The organism is Mesorhizobium sp. CA13 (assembly GCF_020165235.1).
Classification (GTDB): Bacteria; Pseudomonadota; Alphaproteobacteria; order Rhizobiales; family Rhizobiaceae; genus Mesorhizobium.
The window spans coordinates 1-25,059 of record NZ_JAIUHS010000015.1; the positions used below are offsets into that span (position 1 = coordinate 1).

Annotated in this window: 18 protein-coding genes; 6 read left to right on the plus strand and 12 right to left on the minus strand. The window is 60.9% G+C overall.

Features of this window, described 5'->3' with window-relative positions; all coding sequences use genetic code 11:
• On the minus strand, nt 1-1,406 hold a 1,406-nt coding region (locus tag LB566_RS25970; RefSeq protein WP_224628616.1), incomplete at its 3' end, for a caspase domain-containing protein.
• A 385-nt stretch (nt 1,407-1,791) separates the two neighbouring features.
• Between LB566_RS25970 and LB566_RS25975 the strand changes: the two genes are divergently transcribed.
• Together LB566_RS25975 and LB566_RS25980 are read left to right on the plus strand one after the other, a co-directional pair.
• Nucleotides 1,792-2,895, plus strand: a complete 1,104-nt coding sequence (locus LB566_RS25975; RefSeq protein ID WP_224628618.1) for an OmpA family protein — start codon at nt 1,792-1,794, stop codon at nt 2,893-2,895.
• 19 nt (nt 2,896-2,914) lie between these two features.
• Nucleotides 2,915-4,153: a caspase domain-containing protein gene (locus LB566_RS25980; RefSeq protein WP_224628621.1), complete on the plus strand. Its 1,239-nt coding sequence runs from the start codon at nt 2,915-2,917 to the stop codon at nt 4,151-4,153.
• Between the two features lie 46 nt (nt 4,154-4,199).
• Here LB566_RS25980 and LB566_RS25985 read toward each other — a convergent pair whose 3' ends face one another.
• The gene (locus LB566_RS25985) at nt 4,200-4,778 is read right to left on the minus strand and encodes a DUF6931 family protein (protein WP_224628872.1); all 579 of its coding nucleotides are present in this window, start codon (nt 4,776-4,778) and stop codon (nt 4,200-4,202) included.
• A gap of 204 nt (nt 4,779-4,982) precedes the next feature.
• Here LB566_RS25985 and LB566_RS25990 point away from each other — a divergent pair, with 204 nt between their 5' ends.
• Nucleotides 4,983-5,519, plus strand: a complete 537-nt coding sequence (locus tag LB566_RS25990) for an OmpA family protein (RefSeq protein ID WP_224628624.1) — start codon at nt 4,983-4,985, stop codon at nt 5,517-5,519.
• Nucleotides 5,520-5,591: 72 nt separating this feature from the next.
• On the opposite strand, the gene LB566_RS25995 is transcribed toward LB566_RS25990, so the two are convergent.
• From LB566_RS25995 to tagH, 7 genes are all read right to left on the minus strand, one after another.
• On the minus strand, nt 5,592-7,922 hold the full coding sequence (locus LB566_RS25995) for a M23 family metallopeptidase (protein ID WP_224628626.1): 2,331 nt from the start codon (nt 7,920-7,922) through the stop codon (nt 5,592-5,594).
• Nucleotides 7,919-8,425: a DUF1036 domain-containing protein gene (locus LB566_RS26000; RefSeq protein WP_224628628.1), complete on the minus strand. Its 507-nt coding sequence runs from the start codon at nt 8,423-8,425 to the stop codon at nt 7,919-7,921. Before LB566_RS26000 ends, LB566_RS25995 begins: the two co-directional genes overlap by 4 nt.
• Nucleotides 8,426-8,436: 11 nt before the next feature.
• On the minus strand, nt 8,437-10,869 hold the full coding sequence (locus LB566_RS26005) for a serine/threonine-protein kinase (RefSeq protein ID WP_224628639.1): 2,433 nt from the start codon (nt 10,867-10,869) through the stop codon (nt 8,437-8,439).
• Nucleotides 10,869-11,648 (minus strand): PP2C family protein-serine/threonine phosphatase, encoded by a 780-nt coding sequence (locus LB566_RS26010; RefSeq protein WP_224628641.1) that lies wholly within the window; start codon nt 11,646-11,648, stop codon nt 10,869-10,871. Before LB566_RS26010 ends, LB566_RS26005 begins: the two co-directional genes overlap by 1 nt.
• Before the next feature lie 156 nt (nt 11,649-11,804).
• Entirely contained in the window at nt 11,805-15,362 is a 3,558-nt protein-coding gene (gene tssM / locus LB566_RS26015) for a type VI secretion system membrane subunit TssM (RefSeq protein WP_224628643.1), read from the minus strand.
• Between the two features lie 22 nt (nt 15,363-15,384).
• Nucleotides 15,385-16,896 carry a type VI secretion system protein TssL, long form gene (gene tssL, locus LB566_RS26020; protein ID WP_224628660.1) on the minus strand — a complete coding sequence of 504 codons (1,512 nt, stop codon included), beginning with the start codon at nt 16,894-16,896 and terminating at the stop codon, nt 15,385-15,387.
• Nucleotides 16,897-17,181: 285 nt separating this feature from the next.
• Nucleotides 17,182-18,237, minus strand: coding sequence for a type VI secretion system-associated FHA domain protein TagH (tagH, locus tag LB566_RS26025; protein ID WP_224628662.1), 1,056 nt, complete (start codon nt 18,235-18,237; stop codon nt 17,182-17,184).
• 250 nt (nt 18,238-18,487) lie between these two features.
• Between tagH and tssI the strand changes: the two genes are divergently transcribed.
• Genes tssI through LB566_RS26040 form a run of 3 tightly spaced genes read left to right on the plus strand, consistent with a single transcriptional unit; the run spans nt 18,488 to nt 22,421 of the window.
• Complete coding sequence (gene tssI / locus LB566_RS26030) at nt 18,488-20,815, plus strand: type VI secretion system tip protein VgrG (protein WP_224628663.1); 2,328 nt, start codon at nt 18,488-18,490, stop codon at nt 20,813-20,815.
• A 9-nt stretch (nt 20,816-20,824) separates the two neighbouring features.
• A complete protein-coding gene (locus tag LB566_RS26035) occupies nt 20,825-21,247 on the plus strand; it encodes a DUF6484 domain-containing protein (RefSeq protein WP_224628666.1) in 423 nt (140 codons plus the stop codon).
• A 10-nt stretch (nt 21,248-21,257) separates the two neighbouring features.
• Nucleotides 21,258-22,421: a hypothetical protein gene (locus LB566_RS26040; protein ID WP_224628669.1), complete on the plus strand. Its 1,164-nt coding sequence runs from the start codon at nt 21,258-21,260 to the stop codon at nt 22,419-22,421.
• Between the two features lie 14 nt (nt 22,422-22,435).
• On the opposite strand, the gene LB566_RS26045 is transcribed toward LB566_RS26040, so the two are convergent.
• From LB566_RS26045 to LB566_RS26055, 3 genes are all read right to left on the minus strand, one after another.
• Nucleotides 22,436-23,362, minus strand: coding sequence for a beta-ketoacyl synthase N-terminal-like domain-containing protein (locus LB566_RS26045; protein ID WP_224628672.1), 927 nt, complete (start codon nt 23,360-23,362; stop codon nt 22,436-22,438).
• A gap of 107 nt (nt 23,363-23,469) precedes the next feature.
• Complete coding sequence (locus tag LB566_RS26050) at nt 23,470-24,558, minus strand: DUF2169 domain-containing protein (RefSeq protein ID WP_224628674.1); 1,089 nt, start codon at nt 24,556-24,558, stop codon at nt 23,470-23,472.
• A gap of 1 nt (nt 24,559) precedes the next feature.
• A complete protein-coding gene (locus LB566_RS26055) occupies nt 24,560-25,054 on the minus strand; it encodes a hypothetical protein (protein WP_224628677.1) in 495 nt (164 codons plus the stop codon).
• Nucleotides 25,055-25,059: the final 5 nt, after the last annotated feature.

A 25,059-nucleotide genomic window follows, 5' to 3' on the forward strand; every position in this document is an offset into this window, starting at 1 on the left:
GGCGCGGGGCGTCTCGGGGCGGTCTGCGAGCGTTTCGCAGTCTTGCCCCCGGGACTGGGACGCGCGGTGACGGCGTCCGAGGCTACTTTAGCCGGCTTGGGCTTCACGATGACCGGCTGCTTGCAAATCCTGCCCGAGCGCAGAAAGAGATCGCCGAGCAGTCCGACGCTTGGCTCTGCCGTCGTTACGACCTGCTTGGTATTTCTGTAGTAGTCGGTGAGAGCACGGACTGAGCCCTTGCCCCAATCCCCATCGACCTGCATCCGGTAGCAACCCAGGCGACGAAGTTCCGTCTGAATATTGCGCGCCAGATCGCCCGTCTTGTCCTTGTCCGGCTCGCCCGCGGATGCCCCCACGATAAGGGTTTCGAGACCAGAGACGACACTTCGGCGGGCGTCTTCAACTCTTTCGGTTGGAGACAGATTGGCGACCTGAGTGCCAACCGGCTCCGGCAAGACGGCTGACGGTGCCGAAATCTCGACCGAGCGCAACGTCTGTCCAACGATAAGCACGGCGGTTTGCAGGTCATTGGAGGCAAGTTCGACCTGCAATCTCTTCTTTGCTGTGGGGTCTGCCAGGATACGTGAAAGGCTTGCGCTCAACTGTGCTGGATCGAGTACCTGTTGCTCCGTGAAGTAGAACTGCTCGCGCAGGTTCGATTGATCCCACGGCACTTGACGGCCGACCGTCAGCGCTTCGGTCTCGTTGCGCACGCGGATCATCATGTCCGAAATGCTGAGCCCGGGGATCTCGAGGTTCTTCAGCAGAGCAACGGTGAACGGGCTGTTTTCGCCGCCGCCATCGGCCGTGACATTGCCGGGCTGAGTGGCAAAGGCAACGAACGTGTTTTCGCCGACTTCAACTTGCGCCAGACCATTGCCGGACCCGGCGCCGAGCGGATTGTTGCGGCACGCGTCCAGGAATATGAACGTCTGGCGGTCGCGGCGCCCGAATCTTGCGATCACATCATTCAGCTTGATGGCGGCGGCGGTCAGTTTTTCCAGGCTTTCAGGATCGGGCGTATCGACCGGGAGCAGGTAGTTTTCGCCGTTTAACTGCACGCCGTGACCGGCGTAGAAAATCAAAACTGCGCTGACCGTAGGCAGCCTTGCATCGGCTTCTCGAAGGAGCTTGGAAAATCCTTCGCTCGAAAGATCGGTGCCCGTCAGGACTTCGAAATTTAGCCGCTTCAAGCTCTCTGATAGCCTTGTGGCGTCGTTCACAGCATTGGGCAGATGCTCAAGTCGGCTGCTTTGATAGTTCGAATTGCCGATGACGATCGCCAACCGGTTGGGCGGCTGCGGCGAGGGGGTCTGCTCAACCGCGGCGCGAGCGCCAGCCGAGCCAAGAAGCAGGAAAAGCAGAAACAGTGGGACACGAAACAGAAGTCTGTTGCAGTGGGTCATGTCAGCATGCTCGCTCCAGCCTGCCTCAATCTTGGTCCAGCTAACCTTCCAACCGCACCACAACGCAGGCCACAATCGGGCCTGAGCGCCTGCCCCCATGCCGGCGAAGGTCACCAAAATTTATACCAAGAAACCTGTCAAGGATAGGGAAAAGGGATCTGTATGCGCTCGGTGATTGGAGTGAGGAGGACAACATGACTCTTGCGCTGCCCCGATAGGGAGCAGCCAACAAAGCGGATTAGGCGATCACTGTGACCGGGCCACAGACTGGCCAAGCATATCAATCGGGATACTCGCCAACCGAGAGCAAGTGTTCTATTGTGTCTGTGGACGCCGCATGATCGGACGTCGCTACGCCAGTCGGGTTCGGCGGGCAGGGGGTTCCATGTTCGAAATCCTCGGATTTTGGTCGAAAGCACGGCCAAGCTGGCGCGCCACAAAGGCGCTCGGTTTGACCATTGTGCTGTCCGCGGTCATTTTGTCCGGACTGGGAACCGCGAACGCGCAGACAAACTGGACGCTCGATCCGACTGCTTCGGTCCTCACCTATCAGTCGGTCAAGAAGAACACGATCGTCGAAACCAACAAGATCAGGAATATTTCGGGCAGCCTTACTTCGGACGGAGACGCCAAGGTCACCTTCGACCTCAACTCAGTCGATACGGGGGTCGACCTGCGCAACGTCCGGATGCGGTTCCTTTTCTTTGAGACCTTCAAGTTTCCAACCGCCGAACTGACAGCGAAAGTGGATCCGGCGGCATTTGCCGACCTCCCCACCAAGCGACGTATGAAGGCAGTTCTCCCATTCCGTCTCAACATGCATGGGGTCGACAAGGATCTTGAGGCCAATGTCGTGGTGACCATGGTCAGCGACAACATGGTCTCGGTCGCCTCGGAGGCCCCTGTCGCGGTGCATGTGGAGGACTTCGGTCTATTGCCCAATGTCGACAAGCTCCAACAGGCGGCCAATGTGACCAATATTGTTCCCACCGCGTCGGTGTCGTTCGACTTTGTTTTCACCGCCGACGGCAGCAAGCCAGCCCTCGCCCAGACCGTTGCGGCAAACACTGAGGTCGGGCCTGTGGCCACCGATGCGGCGAAGACCAACTTCAGCGATGAGGAATGCCTCAACAGGTTTGCGGTGCTGTCCCGCACCGGGGCGATCTATTTTCGCCCCGCGAGCGCGCGGCTCGATACCCAAAGCCGGCCGCTCCTTGCGGAGGTCGTCGGTGTCGTCAGCAAATGCCCAGGCCTAAAGGTCGAAGTTTCCGGACATACCGATGCCGATGGACCGGTTGCAGAGAACAAGCGTTTGTCGGAGCGCAGGGCCCAGGCAGTGGCCGACGCCATTGTTGGGGCGGGCATTCCGCGCACGCAGATCACGGCGACAGGCTACGGCGAGGAGCGCCCAGTCGCGGCCAACGACACGCCGAAGAACAAGGCGCTCAATCGGCGCATCGAGTTTTCCGCCACCAAGCTCGTCAACTGAGGAAGGATTTGTTGTCCCGGTGGGTTTCGATCTAATCGCCCGTCGCAGTGACCTTGTTCGCGCAATCGGGCTCGCGGCGGTTGCGCTGCTTTTCACCTTGACGGCAGCCAATGCCGAACGCCGTACAGCGCTGGTGCTTGGCAACTCCCAGTATCAGCATGCCCCGGCACTCACCAATCCGGTGCGCGACGCAAAAGCCATGGCCGAAAGCCTGAAAGATCTTGGTTTTGAGGTCGTTTCCGGCTTCGATCTGACCAAGTTGCAGACCCAGACGACAATAGCGCAGTTCGCAAAGCAAGTGCGCGGGGCAGACATCGCGCTTTTCTTCTATGCGGGCCATGGCTTGCAGGTCTCAGGCAGCAATTACCTTCTTCCGGTCGATGCCGCGCTGGAGGACGAGACCTCGCTCGACTTCGAGGCGGTGCCTGTGGATTTTATTTTGCGGCAGATGTCGCGTGAGACCAGCATAAGGCTGATTTTTCTCGATGCCTGTCGTGACAATCCCCTTGCCGAGGTGTTGGCAAAAACCGCCGGCGTCAAGGGAGCAAAAAGCGGCCTTGCAGAAATCCCGATCGAGAATGGTGGCGCCGGCACGCTTGTCGCATTCGCCACCAGCCCAAATCAGGTCGCCTATGACGGATCGAGCGAACATTCGCCGTTCACCTCGGCGCTGCTTGCGCATATGGGCGAAACGAATGTGTCCATCAGCGAGGCAATGAACCGTGTTACCGCCGATGTCTTCAGGACAACCGGCGGCAAACAGCGCCCTTGGAGCAATGTCTCGCTGACCACTGAGGTTGTCCTGCACAAGGTCGATCTCAACGCGCCGCTGATTGTGGGCGAGGCGAGTGCCCCGGAAGGCGGCTCGGATATGCGCAACGCCAAGGCCAATCCGGCGGGCGCCGCTGACGAGAGCGAACTTGCACTCAATATGCTCCGTCAGAAAATCCCAAAGCTTGCCTCTGACGACCCCATCTTTTTCGACCGTCCGATCAATTTCGGTGATCCCGAAATCGATGGGAAAAGTATTGCGGAACTCATAAAGGGCGAGCCACTTTTTAGTCCGGTGGAGGGCCTCGACAATTCGGTATGGAAAGGCAAGCATTGCAACGGCTGCCACGATTGGAACGAGACCCGGCTGTGCGATCAGGCGAAGAATTTCGCCACCAACGACGTCTCCGTTCTGCGCTTGCAGCATCCGCTTGGGACACGTTTCAAGGTGGCGCTCGCCAAGTGGGCTCAAGGTGGCTGCAAGTAGGCGGGGCGGGATGGCATCCGACCAAATTTCTGTCTTGGCGAATGCTCTAATATGCGTCCGCTGATTGGTGCAGTGCCTCGATCTCGGCCATCTGGATGCCCATTTCGACGAACGCCGACAGCACGGAAAAACGGTCGGCGAGCGCGACACGTGCGAGGCCGGTGAGAATTCCGGCACTGATCGCATGGGCAAGAGGAAATGGTTGCAGGGCCGAGACCGACGTCGCGTCCATTTCAGCACCGTCTTCATGCGATCCCGCAGCCAAGGCAATCCAGCCGACGGGGGTTGTTGGCGGCCTCGCCGCCGCCGCTATGAGATCTGCTCGATGGCGGGGGCTGTCCGGTTCGCCCACCCAGTCCCGAACAAGGGCGAGCAACTCGTGATCGGCCTGATCGAACCAGTCGCTTAGGTGGCTGAGGCATTCGTGGGCCCACCAGACCGCAGCCCGCTCGGGAAGCAGGTAGGCGCAAAATGTAATCGCTTCCTCGGGAATACCCCCGGCGAGGAGGTCACGGCAAAACGCGAGCGAGGGCTGTTCGGTTGGTGGAGTCCGCATCTCCTTGCCAATCGCGGGACACGCCGTGAAAAGGTCCCGTGCCGTTTTGAATCGGAGCCCATTGACCATGAACGCCACGCTTTCATCCAGGAGCTTTGGCCACTCAAGCCTCCGGCGCGGCGCGGGTCAAGTCTCAAGCCGTGCCGCGTCAAAAAACAGTCGAGCCGATTTCGCCTCCGACGTTGGCGACAGACAATCGCGCTGGAATTTGGTATGCTGCCGGTCAATTAAAATCGGATGCTCGAAATCGGATACTCAAACAGGAGGAGCGCTATGCTGTGGAAACGTTCAGTCTTTGTGTTGGCGGTCGTGTGTTTCTCGACCCATGCCAGCGCCGACCCGGCTCGGAAATCAGAAGACATCGTGAAGTTTTTTGCCGGTGCAGCTAACCTTGGCAAGTCTCGAGGAATTTGTGTTGGCTCCGAAGAGGAGTGCAAAAGCAAGAGGACGCCAGATGCGCAAGAAGGAGGCAAATCCAACCTCGACATGCTGATCAATTTCGGGTTGGACTCCGCCGAGCTCGACGTGACTGCTCGAGCTGAGCTCGAAGAGTTCGCCAAGGCGTTAAAGGACAACCGGCTGAGCACTTTCAACTTCGTGGTCGAAGGCTACACCGACGCCACCGGCACGGTGCACTACAACCAAGGCTTGTCACAACGAAGAGCGAAATCGGTAGCGGCCTTCCTGACGGCCAGCGGTATTGAGCCCGCGCGCATCAATGCCGTGGGCATGGGCGAAAACAACCCGCGCAACGCCAACCCGTACGATCCTGCGAACCGCCGCGTGGAAATGCGGATAAAGACACAATAGCCGTTCCAAACTGTGCGGCGGCCGTAGGCGACAACAGTCTCGGTGTGAGAGGCTTAGGCCGCGACGGGATGCTCAGAGCGTAGCCTGGATCGAGCCTATGAGGCCCGAAATGGCGTGCTTGTACTTTTCGAACTCCGGCGATGTCTGACGGATTTCGGTGGTGGTGGTTTGCGAGCTGACGTTGGTGGCCAGACGGCTCAGCTTCTGGCCCATTTTTCTTTCGGCCCAGTCCACCACATAACTGGCTGTCTTGCCGGTGAGAAAGGGGTTGGCCTGGATGACGGCCGATCCCAGCACAGCGCTCAGTTGCGCCGATCCTGCTGCCGACAGCACCTGATGTGCGCCTTCCATTCCAAGGAAATGACAAAGATAGAGTCGGCCCGCCGTGATCTGGTGACCGCGCTGGCGAAGGTAGGCCTCGCCTTCGCGCGCCAGATTGCGCACCATCTCTCGCGAGATCGTGGCGTCGTAGCGCAGAGCGAGCAGGTCGGCGGTCGAAAGGGAACGGGCAAGCTCCGGGCGGTAGGTATTCATCATCCTGATCCACGTCTTCGTTATGAACTGGCCAGCGCCGGTTGCAGAAGAATTAGGATTCTTGGCGCGAGCACTGCCGCCACTCTCGACATGAACGATGCGCTCGGTGAGCGTTTCGACGGCGGAGTCGTCTGAGGCGACAGCGGTAACCGTACCCAAGGGGTCGATTGCCTCGCCATTTTGATAAAGTTCGAAATGCAAATGAGGTCCGGTCGAAAGCCCGGTGGTGCCGATATAGCCGATGATGTCGCCGGCCTTCACCTTGGTGCCGGCGCCGCCTTCGATTGCAAATTTCTGCATATGGGCATAACGCGTCTCACGGCCGTTTTCGTGCGAAATCTTGACCAGATTGCCATAGCTTCCCCCGTCGCCCTGGAAGGTGATCTCGCCATCGAAGGCGGCTGCGATCGGTGTGCCCACGGGCGCCGCCCAGTCGACGCCCTTGTGGATGCGCACGGTCCCAAGGATGGGGTGCTTGCGTGGCCCGAAGGTGGAGGTCATGACACCATTGACCGGGCTGACCATGCCATTGGTGACTGTCAGCGAGCGAACCTGATCATCACCCGTCACGCACGCAAACTGGCCGTCGCTTTGCTGGAAGACGAAACAGTCGAGGCTATTTTCGCTCCCCTGGACGCCCACATAAAGCACCCGCCCCGCCTCCTCGTTCTTGTCGCGTGGCGTCTGCGAATAGATCAGCACCAGACGCTGATCCTCACTTGCAAAGGCGTCCAGGTCCTGTCCTCGCGACAGATACATGATCGCCTCGCCGATCACACTGGTCGGAACACTGTTGCGGGCTGCTGTCGAATAGATGGCGTCGAGCAGACGGTACTGTCGTTTGTGGGTGCCTTCTTCCTGTGCGCCCGAATAGTTGAACAGATCTTCGCGGACCCAAGGATCAACCCCCGAGACGAATGCGCCTGCGGCGTCACGCGTGAGCGTGCCGACAAACACGTTCTTGGCGTAGATCGAAACCTGCATCAGGGACATTGTTGTCGTCTCGCGCGTCGGCCTGAACCCGCGCATGGCAACGACGTAGCCCGCTTCCAGACCGTCCCGGTTGAAAACTGCCTTGAGGGCCTCTCCTGCCAGCTTGGCATCGTCTGCGGAGAAATGCGCGTCCAAGGCTACGCTATCCAGAGTGCGATCGTTGAGGACCTTCACGAACGTGTCTTCAGTCGCCTCGAACCGCTGATACTCGTTCGTGACGGCCGCCACGCTCGTATTGTTTTCGATCTGGGTCTTCTGGAATGTCGGTAGGGCTGCATCGCCTGCATCGATCGTCTCACCCCAGCCCGCTTCGGGATCGTCGGCATCCGCCTTTTGATTGGAACTGGCCTCAAGATTGCTCGTGGCAGGCGACGGCTGAAGATCGTTCTGCAGATCGCTGGATGGCGCGTCAGGCGTGTTCCGTTGTGCCTGGAAGAATGCGAAATCCTCCTGCGTCGACGGTATTGTCGTCATGAATTTTTCGCTGGCGCTCAGCATGACGTCGGACAGGACTTCGATCTGGGGCGAAACGCCGGCCTGTTCGAGTTCTGCGGGGCGCGGGAGCACTCTGCCCTTCGTTGCGGCCCCGGCATCTGGCGCAAGGGTTATCCACATCGGGTCCCCCGCCAGGTCGATAATGGCGGGCACGTAGATGGATGCGTCGGCCGGCACATCGTCCGCTCCCTCGACGGCGTGCAACTCCTCGTCTTCGTCGCCGAATGACCAATAGTCGGCTGTAAGGTAGAAACCGGCGGCAACGGAAAGCAGCAAAGCCAGGACCATACCCGCCGTGAGCCTGCGCCATAGCGTGCGCCGGCGAAGGGCGGCGCGCGCCTGCTTCTTCTGCCTGAAGCTCGTGTCGAGATGGTGCGTCACGGATTGCTTCCGGTCAGGAAGAACGTCCACCGTACTTGTTCGAGCGTATCGACTTCGAGAAATTGCGCGGCGATGTGGCCGCGCTGCCAGCATTCGTCAATGCCACGGATCGAGAAACGTCGCCGATCGATGCACATTTCGGTCGATCCTGTGAGGATGGCGTGACCAAACACGTCCGTTGCATAGATGTAGACGTAGCGGTTGGTCAGCTCCTCCCGGATGACGTTCACGCATTGATTTGCTCCAATGGTCCACCAGCCGTCGGTCTGGTCCGCATCGTCGACTTTCTGGCCGACGGCGAGATTGACGACATCGAGTGTCTGATTGCAGACCGTGAACTCGGCTCGCGCTTGGCTGGACGACAGCACGGCCAGCAGTGCGGCGCCCAAGATGACTGCCAGCCTGATGCGCCGGGTCAGGGCAGATAAGGCCCGCACCGGATCATCCTGCTTTCCAGGCAGGGCGGCAGACAAGTGGGACAAACACGAGCAGCGGCGTTCCATCGGCGCCCATGCTATCCGCCGAGCCGAAAGTACTTGGCAGTGGCTGAGAACTGAGATCCGTCGGTTTCGATTTCCTCGAGGATTTTCGGCAACAGCTCAGAAGCCGGCGTCGGATTGGAGAACGAAGCCGCCTGAATGTCCTGAGGGCCAGTGATGACGAGTATTATCTGCGGCACGGATTTTCCAGCAGCCTTGTCGGCGGCGCCGAGACCAATCGGGATCCTGAAGGTCGCCTTGTCCGATTCTGCGACGACGCGGTCGTCGAGATTGAAAACCATGCCTTTGTGATCGATCAGCAGGACGCTGGAAATGAGCCCGCCACGCGTCACCAATGTGCCGCTGATTGGCGTGCCGTTCGGCACAGATGTCCGGTCAAGAACAAGCTTCGGCTGGGCGCTCCCAGTCTGCCCAAGAAAGCGCAGAAAATTGGTTACCTCGCATTGGCTTGGCTCAATGAGGCGGACGCTGATGTCCGGTTCGACATGGAATTTTGCCTGGAAGTCGGCGAGCATGCGCTCGAATGGCTGGACCGCCGTGCCAAATCCTTCGATCGCGGCGGCTTTGTCGCTAGCAGACGTCACGGCAGCATAAAAACAGTCACCGCCGCCGAAGTGGCGAACCCAGGCAGTTCGTTGCGCGATTTCGTCGACGCTGGCGGGCATCGCTGGTTTGGGGACGTTCAACGCCACGACGGGTTGGTCCGGCTGTTTGATTGTCGGCAACCCAGAATTTTGGCCGTCGGCGTTGGCGATGACCGGTGGGGCGGCATTGGATTTGGGTTTCGGTGTTGGGGGTGCCGCCGGCGGATTCGTCCGTAGCTCGGGCGTTTTGGCCTCGACAATCTCTGGCTGAGGCGGCGGTGGTGTTTGGACTGCTTCGGCTGGTGGCAGGGTTGGGGCGGTCGCCTCTGACGGCGACACCGGCGTTTGCCTATCGGGGGCCATCGCATCGGATCGGATCGGCGATGCCTTTTCGGGCGGCTGCGCGTCCGTCGCGGGTGGCTTTGGCGGGACCTCGGTCCGCAAGGGGACATCGACGGGCTTGGCCGCCAGCGGCTTTTGCGCTGCCACAGCATCAGGCAGGTCCTCAGCCGGTAGTGTGGAGGCCTGCGTTTTCGGCTGCGCGGACGGAACAGCCTTTGGCGGCGTCGGGGTGTTACCGACAGTGTGCGTCGGAGCGGGCTTCGGCGCGGGCCTTGCTGGCTCAGCAGCGGAAAGCGACGTCGTGCCCACGGTCGGCGTCGCGGGCGTCATGATGCCGTTCAGATAGAGGCCGCCTCCAGAGGCGACAGCCAGCGTCGCCAAGGCGGCGAGCGTAATGGTTCGGGTCTTTGTGGATCGGCCAGGCACATCAGCCGTGCCCGCCCCCGAGGCGAGGACGGCCGGACCTCGCGGCCCAGACAAAAGCGGGGGCCGCATATGCTCGACAAAGCGCTGCCCGCCTGAACCCGTCGCGGGCACATTGTCATGTCGCTCGACTTTCGGCGGCCGGGCCTCATTCTTGCTTTCCGGAGCAGAGCCTTGCCCTGTGCGCTTCAGCCCCGGCTGTTCGCGGAGCGTGACGGAAGGCGGCCGCATTGTCGCCTCGTCGTCGTCACGGGTCATTCTGGCGACTTCCGCCATGCTGACCGGCCGGTCCCGCGGATCCGGTTGCAGCATGGCTTCGACTATGCCGCGAAAATCGGCGTCGATATCGGAAAGATCGGGCACAGTCCGGCGCTTTTCGATGACTTCGAACTGCGAGCCGCTCATATCGATCGGCTTGCCGCGCAAAGCGGCGACCAGCACCAGCCCCAGGCTGTAGATGTCGGACTGCTCACTGACGTCACCGCCGTAGAGCCCGAGTTGCTCGGGTGAAACGTAGTTGTACTTTCCCGCGAACTTTCCGCCGATCAGGGTCTCTCCGCCCACGGTCGCCGAGCGTGCGATACCGAAATCGATGATCTTTGCACGGTCAACCCGGTCTCCCGGCAGGATGATGTTATCTGGCGAGAGGTCGCGGTGTATTGCTCCGGCCTGGTGCACAGCGCTTAGGCCGGACGCGAGGCGGTGGCAGAGCCTGCGTACCTCTGCCGTCGGCATCGCCCCACGCCGCATGATGTCGAACAGCGATGCGCCGTCGACGAATTCCATGGCGAGGTAGGGCCGACCGATGCCCGGATCGATCGTGAAGACGTGATAGCGGACGACCGCATCATGCGAGAGGTGATTGAGGATAGTCGCTTCTTTGCGAAACAAGGACAAGATCGTTTGGTCGCGGGCGAACTCTGGCAAAACGATCTTGATGGCGACATGGTCGCCGGTCTGGATGTTGTGGCCCCGGTAGACCTCGCCCATGCCGCCGAATGCGATCCGCTCGTCAAGTTCATAGATGCCGCTGAGTTGCGTCCCCACGACGGTGTTGGCTGCGCCGGGCGATATCCGCGTCTTGTCGTCCTCGCTCATCAGCGTCGCCCCTCCGCTTTGGACAGATCCGGACGAGGCGATTGTCTAACGTGCCCGCCGCCGATCTTCACAAGCACGACGGTCACATTGTCAGTCCCGCCACGCGCCAGAACCATTTCCAGCAGGTTTTCGCAGGCCGCCTGAGCTGTTGCGGACACGGTCGCTGCCTTGATTTCGGCATCGGTGACATGCGCCGTCAGGCCATCCGTGCTCAACACAAAAACGTCACCCGGCAGGATTTCGCCTTGCTGGAAATCGATGACAACCTCGTCGTTGACGCCGACCGCCTGGGTAATGACATTGCGGCGCGGCCAGGTGAGCGCTTCGGCTTCGGTGAGCATGCCTGTGTCGAGGAGCTCCTGCACTTCGGTATGATCTTTCGAGATCTGCGAGATCTCGGCGTCGCGGACCAGATAGACGCGGCTGTCACCAGCCCAGAGGCAGGCAAACCGCCCGTCCATGACCAGTAGTGCAGCAAAAGTGGAGCCGATTGTTATGCCGCGCGATTCGGATATGCCGCGGATCTCGGCATTGGCCCTGCTCAGCCTGTCCTCGAAGCGCGCCCGAAGATCAGGTGCGGAGCTTGCAATTCCGATCGTTGCAAGGTGATCGACGATACTGGCTGAAGCGACCTCTCCGGCGTCGTGCCCACCCATTCCGTCGGCAACCGCCCACAGGCCAGTTTGGGGCTCGACCAGGTAGTTGTCTTCGTTGAGCTCCCGCACGCAGCCTCTGTGGCTGACGCCGAAGCTTTCAATGGGAAGGGCGACATTGTTCAATTTGCCACCAAACGCTTCTTCAGCGTCCTCCGCGGCGCACCTTCGGGCGCGCGCTCACGCCACTTTGCCATAGGCTCAGCCATTAAAGTATAGAAAACTAAAATATGTTTGCGTCTGGTTTTGCGCTTCGGCGGCTTGCTATCCAACCTCTCCGTCTCAAAACGCCTTGGGACAGGTGAACCCGGAAAGGGCAGGGAGCAAGAAGGGGTTGGTGCCCGAACCTGCCTGGATCGTATAGATGACGTCGCGGCCGCCGATCACGAAGCGGGCCTGCTGGCTTCCGTCATTGCCGGTGATGGCAGCCTTGTCCAGAAGCCGCTTCAGGGCCCACGGCCCTTCGAACTGGATGGCGGAATCGCGGCCTGGCATTTCCGGCGTCAGGTTTAGACTGGCGGATCCCGAAGCTGTCCCGATCGGCCAGGCCACCGTGCCTGGTCCGTTGCCCGTTTGGTTGCTCTGGATAGTCTGACCGTCGACATCGAGTATCGCCGTGTCGGCATCGCCATGCAGGGAGAAGGGTGTGAAGGTGATGCTGACGGAGGGCACTGAACCGCCCGATGGAAAAAAGGCATTGCGGATTTCCGCGGCGAGCTGGAAATCCTTCAAGGTCGATTTCGACAGGTCACGTCCAAAGCGCGCATCCTGTTTCCAACTCCAGTCCTGGCCGGTCATGTCTATCAGCGACGCAAGATATTGTGCGAAGAACCGGTCCATCAGCCCGCCCGGGGCGAACAGTTTCGCGAAATCCTCCACCGCGATATCCTGCGTGCCGTTGCCGTCGAAGGGGTAACGACCGTTGATCACTGCCTCACAGGGTACTGTAACCGTCTGGTCAAGTACCTGGTTCAAGTTTGCCACCGAGGTTTCGGCGACGTTGCCTTCAAACTCATCTGCCGTCGCGTTGACCATCCGGCCGAGCTGCTTGGGCAGACGCGAGACATTGGCGCGAAGGGTGGCTACTTGCAGCTGCAAATTGCTATTGACGCGCTCCATCTGCGAAGGCACGTCGGCCGCCAGTCGCAGGCTTTGATAGATATCGCTGAAGTTCTGGGTCAGTGCATCGATTGGGCGGTGTCCGGCAGGGCCGTTTACCAAGGTCTGGAAGGATCTGAACCGCGCTTCAATGTTCGCGCCCGGACTCAGGTTTTGTGCGTCAGCGGACCTTGTGCCGGCGCGACCTTGCGATTTGCCTTTGGCGATGTGTATGCCGATGCGGGCCAGGCCCTTGGCTAAATCAACGGCGCTCCGTTGCTGGTTTGGAGCCGTTCCTGCTTCGGCCTCGGCGCCCGGACTGTCACCTGGATCATGCGTCAGAGCCGTTTCATTGGCGATCGCCGCAAACAGCTGCTTTATTGGCGAGGTAGGGGAAGCAGCGGCTGAAAGGGCTATGTAGTGCGGCTTGTCTGCCAGCATCGTCTTGAATTTCAACTGGTCGAGAACGCTGTTCCACGCTGCGGCGAACTCCTTCCCGTAGCGATCGAGAAGTTCGGGCCCGAGCTCGAGCAATTGCTGATCGATGTCGCCCTGTTCGCCGCCGCCACCGAGGACCCATTGTTCGTCGACAAGCATCTGCGCAAGGCGCGACAGCTGGGCAAGGTAGAACTTGTTGAAGCCGGCATAGGTGTAGATCCCGGGAACGCGAAGGCCCGACACATCACTGCCGTCGGTACGCTCGAACAGCAGCTGCGCTTCCGGGCCACCTTTGAAGGAAACGGAAAAGTCATCCAGCGCGGCCGCGTATGCTGCCGACCTGATCAAAGCGGTCGCCCGATCGGCAAGGCTCATGCGACCGAGAGAGCGTTGGGCGGCTTCAACAAGCGGCTGGTTCAGTTCGAAAATGGGATCATAGGCGTCGTCCAATGCAAGCATTGCGCGCAGATGCCTTTCGAGGTGGCCGCGTCCTTCTCGGTTGTTTTCGCCTGGGTATCGGTTCTGTTCCCAATCCTGCTTCATCCAGGAAACGATCAGCGCGTCATCGACCTTCGGTGCCTGGCCGCCAAGCATCAAGTAGATTTTCAAAGGTTCGTAGAGTGCGACGGGATCGCCCATCTTGGCTTGGATCGTACGCTCCGCCTGAATGAGCAGGCGCGAGCGGAACATGCGTTCCAGCGCTTGCCGATAAGCCGTTTCGGATGCCGAAAGAAGTCTCTCCCGCTGACTGAGGCCGAATGTCTCTCTGACCGGTGTCGGCAAGCCGCCGGAATCGAACCCGGCCGGCAGGTCGCGCAATTGGTCGAGCGGGCCGATGACGTTTTCCAGGTCGACATCGGTCACCGTCGTCGCTTTGAGCAGCGTATCAGCTGTTTCGCGATATTGGGCCACGGCCTGAGCCGTGGAGGCGATGAGCGAGCGGTTGGCCGCGAAGCTCACGGCCAGCGCCCCCAATATGGCGGTTGCGGTCAAAGCAATTGCGGCAAGCCCGCAATATCTGACGATCGCCGCCCGCCGGTCAGCTGATCTGTCGGATGAAACCCAACCGGATTCGGCAAAAATCACGTCCGTCAGCAGATCGTGCAGAAAGAAGCTTTTGCCGGTTCCGGAGAGATGAGGTCGGGAGTTGCTGCCGAAATCGCGACCAATGGCGCCCAGCACCTGATCGATCGGCGTTCCTTCTTGCGTGCCTGACGAAAAATAGAACCCGCGCAGGCTGACATTGACCTGGGTGCGCACCGGGTCGAACACGCCGGTTACAAAATTCGCAATTCGGCCCTTGAGGGCGCCGAACTGTGCCGGGAAGCCAAATATGGCGATCCGCGTGACCGGATCGGTTTCTTCCTGGAGGCGGTCGGTCATCTCCTCCGCCAGTCGATTTGCCAGCGCATCGAATTCGGCGGGGGCCTGGCCGGACATGTTCCTGTCGCGCTCTGCGGTCTGGAATGTGGCTCCCCATACTTTGCGTCTGCGTGGCTCATCGAAGCCGCCGAAGTAATCCATGAACCCCGAAACCAGATCAGCCTTGGTGAAAAGCAGATACACTGGAAACTGGATTTTGAGCGTCTCGTAGATTTCTCGCAGGCGGCTGCGTATCTCGGTGATGTGCGCATCCAATTGCTGATCGTCGAGGCTGATGAGATCGGCCAGGCTAATGGCCAAGATGACACCGTTTATCGGTTGCCTGGCGCGGTATCTCTTGAGCAGCGACAAGAAGGCGAGCCAGCTCCTGTTGTCGCGTTCAGCGTTGGAATCTTGCGTCGTGTAGCGCCCGGCCGTGTCGATCAGCACGGACTGGTCGGTGAACCACCAGTCGCAGGAGCGAGTGCCCCCAACGCCCGCCACCGGCTGAGCATCGCCCGAACCGGCAAGCGGAAAATTCAGACCCGAATTGACCAGGGCCGTCGTCTTGCCCGCGCCCGGCGGACCTATGACGACGTACCAGGGGATCTCATAGAGGAAGTTGCGCTTGCCGCTAGATCGCTTGAGGGCAGCCACGGCCTCATCCATGCGCGCTTGAAGCACCCGCGAATCGTCGCTGAGGTCGTCATTATGTGCAACGGCAGTCTCAAGCTTTTTTTGCGCCCTTCTCGCTTGCCAAAACCGCAGCCCATAAAAAACGACGAACATCGAGGCGATCACACAAATGATGGCCACGCGCCGCCAGGCAGGTCCCAGAGGAGGAGTATCGGCGAAACGGATCAACGGCCCCGCAAACCAGACTGCCGCGGCGAAACCGGCCAGCGCCATCATGCTGAATATTCGCAGCAGCCACAGCCTCATCGGCGCTGCCAACAGAACGCGTTCATAATGTCTCTTCCTTGGCGATCATCACATCGACACGGCGGTTCTTGGCGCGGCCTTCCGCCGTCGCATTGTCGGCGATCGGCTCGTCCTCGCCCTTGCCATCCACCGACAGCCGCGATGAATCGCTGAATTTCGATGCCATCATCGATTCGACAGCCTTCGCCCGGGCGACAGAAAGGTCGTAGTTGGATTTAAAGGGGCCCGACCTTCGCGGCTTCACATTGTCCGTGTGGCCGACAATCCGGATTGGACCGGGTTCGGGCTCCAAGGCTGCGGCGATATCCGCAGCAATGGGCTGGAATTCCGGCTTCGCCTCGGCCCTGCCGGACTGGAACAGCAGAAGATTGTTGATTTCCACCACGATGAAGTCGCCCTTCGTGCCGACGATCAGCCCACCGCCTTCGACGTCCTTGGCCAGTGCTGAGCGAATACGATCGATCTGCTTGATTGTGGCCGCGGATGGGGTGACTTTCACCGGCTCAGCCAATGGCGCGACGCTAGCTCGTTCAATGGTGAGTGGTGTGGAGGGATTGAGTGCCAGCAGTGCGTCAGCGGTGGCGTCGCCTTCATTGGTGATGAAGACCCGCAACGCGAAGAACGCCGCTGTCAGCAGCGCCGTCGCCGCTGCCGCAACGACCCAGAGCGGCACACGGGCCGACGGCTGCGCCATCGTCGCCACCAGACCCTGCCAGCGCGGCGAGATGTCCTCACTGGCGCGCGCTCTGAAGTAGCGCAGTGTCTCGTAGACGTCGCGTCGAACGCGTTCGAGGTTGTTTTCTTCTCGCGTCAGCGCTCGATACTGGCCCTCAAAACCCAGCGACAGGCAGGCATGCATCAGTTCGAGCAGATCGTAGTGCTTTTCGGGATCGGCCAGGATCTTGTTGAGGGCTTCATAGAAGCCTGTTCCAGCCGAGTCGGTGTGAAAGAACTGCGACAGCATGCTGTGCCGCGCCCAGGCGTCGGTTTGCGGCCAGGGTAGGTTGCCGATGAGATCGTCGGCGGTTTCGCACAGGGCAAATTTTGCAATCCGGGCATCTTCTTCGGCAACCCCTGATTTCTCCAGCGCTCTGTCGAACTTCTCAATCGCTTCGGCGACATGGTCAGCCAGCAGCGCCGCTTGCCTCTTCACCGGGACAAGCCTGAGCTGGCCGAGAAGCATCAACAATGGTGCAGCGGCTGCAAGGATCGGGTTTGCGGCGGAATAACTGACGTTGGCCGCAGCACCGACCAGGGTCTCCTGCCGGATGGCTGGCGTCGGCACTGCCGCGGAAGGGCCGAGTTCTGCCGCGCCGGACCGAGCGCCTTGATCAATTACGGTCCCAGATGTCCAGCCCGGCGCATTGCGCAGGCCGATGCCGGGATCGAACACCGTTGATTCCTTCATCCGGGAGGACAGCCCGCCATCCGCGACGGGCTCCGGAGGGGCCGGCGCCGGTTTCGGCTCGCGCCTTGGAGTGGCGCGAATGACGGTCTTGCCCGCCGGGCCGAAAGGATCGTCTTTCGAGCTCATCGCCCACCGTCCCGCAGGCGGCGCCAGAGGGTCCCAAGGTGGATTGTGAACGGACAAAGGAAATTCAGACGCTGCTGTCCAGGGCTGTGTCCGCAGCAAGGGGGGTTAACAGACGCTATCCCGCTGTAACATGACATTTGCCGCAGACCCCAGGTTAATCAACCTTACCCGATTGGCGAACTGTCGTATGTGACTGTAATCTCAGAATTCGTCGATTGGAACCGACGTCTTACACGGAAGCCACTTTCTTCGCCGACGACCGCACTACGGCTGCGTTGCAGCAGTCTATTTTTGCTTTGCGGCTTTGGCGTAGGCCTCACTGAAATAGGCCAGGAATATGTCCAGCATGCCATTTTCGTGTGCTTCCTCCATGGTCCGCCACATCGCGACATAGGCATCCCAGGCCTGGTTCTTCTTCGACGTAAACGAGGTAGGGGGAAGTTTCCTGCCGATCGCCTCAGGCGACAGGTCGTCAAGCAGCCGGGAGAGCGCGGCTTGCATTGCGGCATAGGTGGCAAGTTCGTGCGTCTTGAGATCACGGAATGCGTCTTCAATACTGCGCCTAGCATCAAGATAGCCGGCCCGGCGACGGGCGAACATGATTTCGAGGATCTCGTCGGTTCCTGGGACGAACTTCAGCGGATTGTTGTCGGCGGCGCTGATCATCGTCCGTTGTGGGCTCTTGGCCAGCATTTTCGCGGCCGCGCGCGCTTTCAGCAGCACGCTCAGTTCCTCGACCACCGCCCGCAGCACCACGCCGATTTCGGCCGCGACTTCATGGCGGTCGCGTGATTGAAGCAATTCCGGCGAGATACCGGCTCCTATAGCAATTTCCCGCAGCACGTCGTCCCTGGTCGAAGGGAGAGGCGCAGGTCGCGACGAGGGCGGCGATCCAGGAACGCGCTGGTCGAGCCTTTGGTCAGCCGGAGTGACGATTGGCTCATCGGCGAATTCGAACGGCTTATCCGTCGCGACGGGCCTGTCTCGTTGCGTCGAACCGTGGCTTGGATGGCCTGTCGCGGCGCCCTCATCGTCGATGGATACGAAGATGACATAGCGGCCGATCAGCACCCGGTCGCCGTGATCCAGCCGGTGCGTGCCGGTCATGCGCTGGTTTGACCCGTTGATATAGGTCCCGTTGCGCGAGACATCATGCAACCAAAACGCGCCTGACTCGTATCGAACCTCGCAGTGCCGGCCGGAGATGAACTTGTCAGGGTCCGGTAATGTCCAGTCACAGGCCTCCCGGCCGATTTCGAAACCACGATCGCGCGCCGCGTAGCGGGTCGAATTGCCAGCGGGTAGGGCGTCGGCATTGTTGATTTGCAGGCTGATGTACATCCTGGATCGCCGTCGATCGGTTACCGATATTGCGCCATTGTAGCAGTTTGCGCGCACAACGGGACAGCAGCGTTTCGGGATGATGAATCGAGGGGGCAAGCTCCAATGACCATGCGGCCCTTTGGTCAGCGGAACAACATGTGCTAGGCTCAACACAGTCTGGTGCGGCGGGTCCAAAAGAAGTTCCTCAACAGGTTGCGGAACCTTAAAATCCTCCACACCGGCGGCCGCGTCCAGGAGGGGCACGACCATGCCGAACGAACGTGCCACGGTTGTCCAGACACCGGTTGGCAGCGAGCTGTTGACCTTCACGCATCTTGTCGGGCGCGATGAGATCAGCCGTTGTTTTGCCTACACGGTCGGGTTCGTGAGCACCGACTCCAATATTGATCCGCTGAAGATGCTGGGTGGCCCGGTCTCGATCGAAGGTGAATCCGATCCGAAGCGCTGGTTCAGTGGCATCGTATCCGAGTTTCGGCTCACCGGGATTGAGGATCGGCTGGCCTACTATGAGGCAGTCATCAGGCCGTGGCTCTGGTTTCTCGGCAACACCAGCGATTGCCGGATTTTCCAGAACAAGAGCGTCGTCGACATCGTCAAGGACATCTTCAAGAAATACAGCGCGGCGGAATTCGATCTGCGCCTCCAGGGGTCCTATCCGCCGCGCGAATACTGCGTGCAGTACGATGAGACCGATTTGGACTTCGTCCAGCGGCTGCTCGAGCATGAGGGCATCTTATATTTCTTCGAGCACGATGACGGCAAGCACACGCTTGTCCTGGCTGACGCGATGAGCAAGCTGAAGCCTGCGCCAGGCTACGAGAAAGTGCTCTACAACTTTGAAGGTCAAGGTTCCCGGCGTGATGTCGAGTACATCACCGCGTGGATACCGGGCAGTTCGGTGCGCCCCGGCGCTTATGCCCATACCGATTATGATTTCAAGAAGCCGGGCGCCGACCTCATGGCCAAGTCGGCCCAGCCGTTCAGCCACAAGCTGGCCGCCGGCGAGAACTACCGCCAGCCCGGCGCGCATCTCGAAGTGGGCCGGGGCGACAGCCTGGCCGCGGTCCGGCGCGAGGAAATCCAGGCCGTGCACCAGCGCATCGCCGCTGTCGGCACCGTGCGCGGCCTCTATTCGGGCTGCACGTTCAAGCTGGACGGCTTTCCGCGTGACGACCAGAACCAGCAATATCTGGTGGTCAGCGCCGAATACAGGCTGTTCGACCCTGGCTACAGGGCTCATGCCGACGTCGACAGCGAGAACTTCCAGGTGATCCTTGGCCTGGCGCCGACCGCCTTGCCCTATCGTCCGCCACGGATCACGCCACGGCCAATCATGCGCGGGCCGCAGACGGCGACGGTGGTCGGTCCATCCGGCGAGGAGATATTCACCGACAAATATGCCCGCGTGAAGGTGCAGTTTCATTGGGACCGGCTGGGCAAGAAGGATGAGAACAGTTCCTGCTTCGTGCGCGTATCGCAGACCTGGGCCGGTAGCGGCTGGGGGTTCATCCAGATACCGCGCATCGGCCAGGAGGTGATCGTCGATTTCATCGAGGGAGACCCGGACCTGCCGATCATCACCGGCCGGGTCTACAACGCCTCCCAGATGCCACCTTACGGGCTGCCGGGCAGCGCCACGCAGTCCGGCTGGAAATCGGATTCCTCCAAAGGCGGCGGCGGCTACAACGAACTGATGTTCGAGGATAAGGCCGGCTCCGAACTGGTCAATTTCCAGGCGCAGAAGGACCACAACCTTCTGATCAAGCACGACCGCACCAAGCTCGTGCAGCACGACCAGTCCGACCGTATCGACCACGACGCCAAGCACTCCGTCGGCCACAACCTCGACGAGGACGTCGGCAACAACAAGACGGTCAAGGTCGGCGTCGACCAGACGACCAACATCGGCTCGAACGACACCGAGACGGTGGGCGCCAACCGTTCGCTGACTGTGATGGCAAACGAGACGATTCACGTCGTGTCGAATTCGACGGAGAACATCGACGCCAATCACACGCAGACTGTGGGGATTGTGCAGACCATCACCGTCAAGGCCGCCCGTTTCGACACCGTCGGCGCCGCCGAGACCCGCAGTGTCGCCGGGTTTCAGAAGAATACGATCGGCGCGACCCGCTCCGTCAGCGTGGCGCTGGGCCAGAACCATGACATCGGAGCTTCCGACCGTTGGACCATCAAATCCGACCAGACGGTGAAAGTTAATGGAAATCAGACATTCAATGTAGACGGCGATCATGCCTCGACAATCGGCAAGGGCCGGGCCGCCAAGATCACAGCGGACGACGGTACTCAAATCGACGGAGCGCATTCGCTCAAGGTCGGCAAGGGCAGCGCCATCGACGTCGCTGAAGACATGTCGATCGCTTCTGGAAAGAATATAACGATCAACGCGAAGGATTCTATTACCCTGGAATGCGGAAGTGCATCGATTACCATGAAGAAAGATGGAACGATTCTGATCGAAGGTAAGGATATAGCGATAAAGGGCAGCGGGAAGATTGACGTAAACGCTTCCAGCAATGTGAATATTAAAGGCAGCAACGTTCACAATAATTGAGGACAGGCAATGGATGTGCTCAACCGGATTGAAGGAGTAGTGATCGGGCTTCTGATCGGCTTTGACGGTGGAATGCCACTGGTGGTCTTTGTCGGCAATCCCCGCGAGACCGCGATCCTGGCGCGCAGCTTGGCTGAGCTCGATTCCACCGTCATTGGTTCGGAAGTGGCCTTACTTTTTGAAGGCGGCGATCCAACGAGGCCGCTTGTGGTGGGGCGCATCGTTGAGCCGCTGCGCAAAAACAAGAATCTGCAGATCATCCGCGACGGTGAACAGGTGTCCATAACCGCAGACCAGCGCATAGAGTTGCGCTGCGGCCTTGCGTCGATCATCTTGGAGAAGGACGGACGCATTACCATTCGGGGCAGCCAGCTAACCAGCCAGGCCAGCGGAACCAATCGTATTCGCGGCGGGGCCGTACATCTCAACTGAGGCGTTCACGATGCAGCGTATCGCGTCTATCGCTGCCATCGTGGACCAGCACGCCAGCGACGCGGCCTTCCTCTGGTTCCGTCGCCGCCATGAGATCGATCGCCCGATCCTGAGTGAAACCGACATCGGCCGAATCGACCAGCGCCTGAATGCAAATCTCGAAGGGCTGGTCGCTTCCGGAAACGCCGGTTGGGAGGCGGCCCAGGCGCACTTCGCCGACTACGCCGAGCCCGGCGAGCTTTTCGTGCTCGGCGCACTGGCGTTGCGCTGGGGCGATGCCGAAGCCGTTGCCTCGGCGATCGACGCCGCGGCGATGCTGGGCGAAGTTGGCGTGTCGGGTCTGTCTGGCGCTATCGCGCGCACGCCACGCGAAAACCTGCGCCCGTTCGTGGCGGAGTGGCTGGACGCGCGCGATGCGCGGCTGCGCGGCCTCGGCCTGGCGGCGCTTTGGCATCATCGCGTCGATCCCGGTGCCCGTCTCGGGGATTTGCTGAGCAACCCGGACCCTGATGTTCGCAGGCGTGCGTTTCGGCTCGCCGGTGGGCTCAAACGGTGGGACCTCCTTCCTGCGGTGCTGGCCGGACTTGACGGCGACACGCCAAAGGAACGCCTGACGGCCGCCCTTGCGGCTTGCCTTCTTGGCGAAGCGCGCTCGGCTCACTCGGCACTCGACAGGATCGTGCTGACAGAGCCGGGCCTCGCGCCCGCAGCGATCGAGATGCGCCTTTTGACGACACCCTTGAAGACCGGCAGGGGCTGGTTGCAGGACCGTCTGAAGCAGCCTACCTTACGCGCCGCCGCGACAGCGGCAATCGGCCTCCTTGGCGACCGGTCGGTGATGCCTTGGCTGATCGCCAAGATGCGTGAGTCAGAGCTTGTCTTCGCCGCCGGGCTGGCGCTGCGCGATCTTTTCGACGTGGATTTCAATGATACCGACCTGTTCACGATAGACCCGGCCGTGCTCGGCAAGGAATTTGAATCCCTGACGGCCAGCCCGCTTCCGGTCGCCGATCGTGTGACGACGTGGTGGGACGGGGGGCGCGGCGGGGGCAATCACGAGACCTTCCATTCAATGCGCAGGCTTCGGCTGGACGCGATGCGCGCCGCACTCGCTAAACCGGATGTGCAACTGACCGATTGGCGCAGGACGCGCCGGTTCCCCGCCTGGATGTGAGTTCAGCCCAGGGATCAGCGGTGGGTCATGCTGGCCATCACCGCGGCAGCGCGCAGGCCGCCTTCGGAAGCCACTTCGCAGACGGCGGTCGGTCCAGGCGCATAGTCGTTCACAAAACTGTCAGCGGCCAGCATCAGGGCCATCGCCCCTCCGGCAGCGCCAACATCGCCGATAGTCATCGCCGGATAGGCGGTGGGCAGCATTTCACGGCGGGTGCGGTAAAAGCGCTGTCGCACGATGAGTTGCTCCCAGCCGCTGTAACGTTCGCCATTGCCGTTGCTGACGACGAAATTGATGTCTGGTTCTGACGGACCCGATCCGCTCATCGCATCGCGCAGCGCATCCAGCATTGCCCGGCCCTGACTGAACCGCTCGGACAACACGCCATCCCTCTCCTGCGCCGTGCCGACGTCGTGGATCGCCACGCGGACAGGACCCACCGCCTCAGGCTGGCGGGTGAGACGTACGAAGACGGCGCCTTCGCCTGGCACTAGACCCTGCGCGTTGTCATCTCCACCAAGGCGTCCGGCCCGGACCAGCCGGGCTAGATCGCTGTCGTTGACAAGGCTGTCGACGCCGCCGAGCAGCACCTGCTGGGCGCCCTCGGTTTCAAGGATATCGATGGCGCGTTCAAGGAGACCAAGACTGGCGGCCGCGCCGCCGTCCACAGCGCGTGACGCGGGGTGAAAGTGCTGCCCCGTCGCCGCAATGACCGCGCCAAGGAAGGCCGGCGGGCGGATGTCCCCGTAGGCGGAATGCTCGCGAAAGCTCTCAGGCGGTGTCATAAGAATCGCTGTCGCCTCGGTGTGCGCCTGGCCGGTGCGCATCGCTTCTTTGACCGCGCGGGCGGCCATGTTGGTAAGCCACTCGCCTTCGCTTTGGCGTAACCGGGAGCGCGCCGGCACGCGGGCAACGGTGATTGTCTCGCCCTCTTCAGTCATCCACGCATCGACGGCTGATATACCGGCGCGTATAGCGGCGAGCGTCTGCGCAGCGTTAAGGCCAGCAGCTGTGACCGCGCCTGCGCCTGTGATATAAAGCGGTCGCCTCATGGCCGCCACACAGGCTTGTCGCGTAGCGTTCCGTCGCCGCCGATCCCGGTGTATTCCTTACCCTTGCGGGCGGCAGTAAGGAACATCGGCGTCACGTGGCCGAAGACGATCTCCCGCAACACGGGCGCGTTACGCCGCGTCAGGACAGCAAGACGGGCCTTGAGCGTGACGCGCCTGAGATCAGGCTCGATCACTACCGTGTCGGCCCGAAACGCGGCATCCTCGATACGATCGTCAAAGATCAGCCGCACCGGCGCGGTGACGGATGGGAGGCGGAAGTCCCAGCGGCTGTCGGGGGTTAGGCCGATTAGAGTCACATCCTCCCCACCTAGTATCTGCGGCAGACGCTGGTCGGGCGGCGCGCAAAGGTAATGCTGGGGATCGAAATCCTTAGGCGAGAGGGGCCACTGCGTGTTAGTCCAAGCTTGATCGTAGGTGCCGGCATAGCGGATGCGAGGTTGCCACCCCCGCCCGATTACACCGAATCCTGCAGGCTTTGGCCGGTCGGAAGGGCTGAGATAGGGTTCTCCTGGATAGGTAATGTTGGGAGCATGGGTCTTCACCGCAGGGTCGGCCGAGCGAGCATGGTGGAAGCCAACACCAACCGGGTTGCGCGTTTCGACGCGTCCGTCTTCGGTCGTACCGCCATATGCGCGCTCATAGACTAGCGACATAGTGCGGAAAGGGTGAGGCGTCGAATAGCTGCCAGCCTCGTAGATACGGTCGCCGGCAACCTGAAGCGCCTTTCGTATTGCGCCAATTCTCAAGCCAACCTGCATCTCGCGAACCGCCTTGCCTTTCGGCGCGTGCGCGGTGCCATTGACGACGACCTCGGCGGCCGGCTTCACTGGCGCGATATCGGCCTCATAGCGTATCGAGGAGGCTGCGGGGTCGCCGAACGGCTCGTCGCTCAACGCCACCGGTAGTTGTTCGGCGGCCGGCCAAAATGAGGCGCCCGCGTCAGCGGCTTCGAAACTCGCCGAGAACATGGCCACCATGACTTCCTGACCCTCAGCGTCGACCTGCACCATGGTGGCGGCGGCAAACGGCGTGCGGTTCTCTATCCAGACGTTGAAGGCAGCCATGTCAGCACCATCGCCCGTCTTTGGACAGGCCGACAGGCCAGTAAGGTTGGCTGGCCAGCACCTCGACGCAAAGGTTCTCGCCAGCATCGATCACCCATGCGAGTAAGAATTTAGGCGGGTCGACGGATTCGGCTGCACCCAGCCCGTCGTTGAGCGCGTCGCAGGCCAGCCAGAACTCACGCACCACTGCGATGAAGTGCATGTCGGCAGCAGGGCCAGCCGGATATTCCTGAATCAGGAAGTCGCGCGCGGCCTCGGGGCTGCCGAGCCTGCCGGTCTGATAGGTCATCGCCGCCTGCCAATCAGAGGCGACGCGCTCCACGTGCGGCCGGAGTTGGCCGAGATAGGCCGCGAACAGTTCGCGATGTCGCGACGCTCCGGGCTGTGGCACGGCCGATCCAGCAAGCGGTGCGCCGGAGAGCATAAGGTCGTCCGGCGCTTCCAGAAGGCGACGAATGTTCTGCTCGCGTCGATGCGGAGTAAGGATCGGGGGCATGGCTC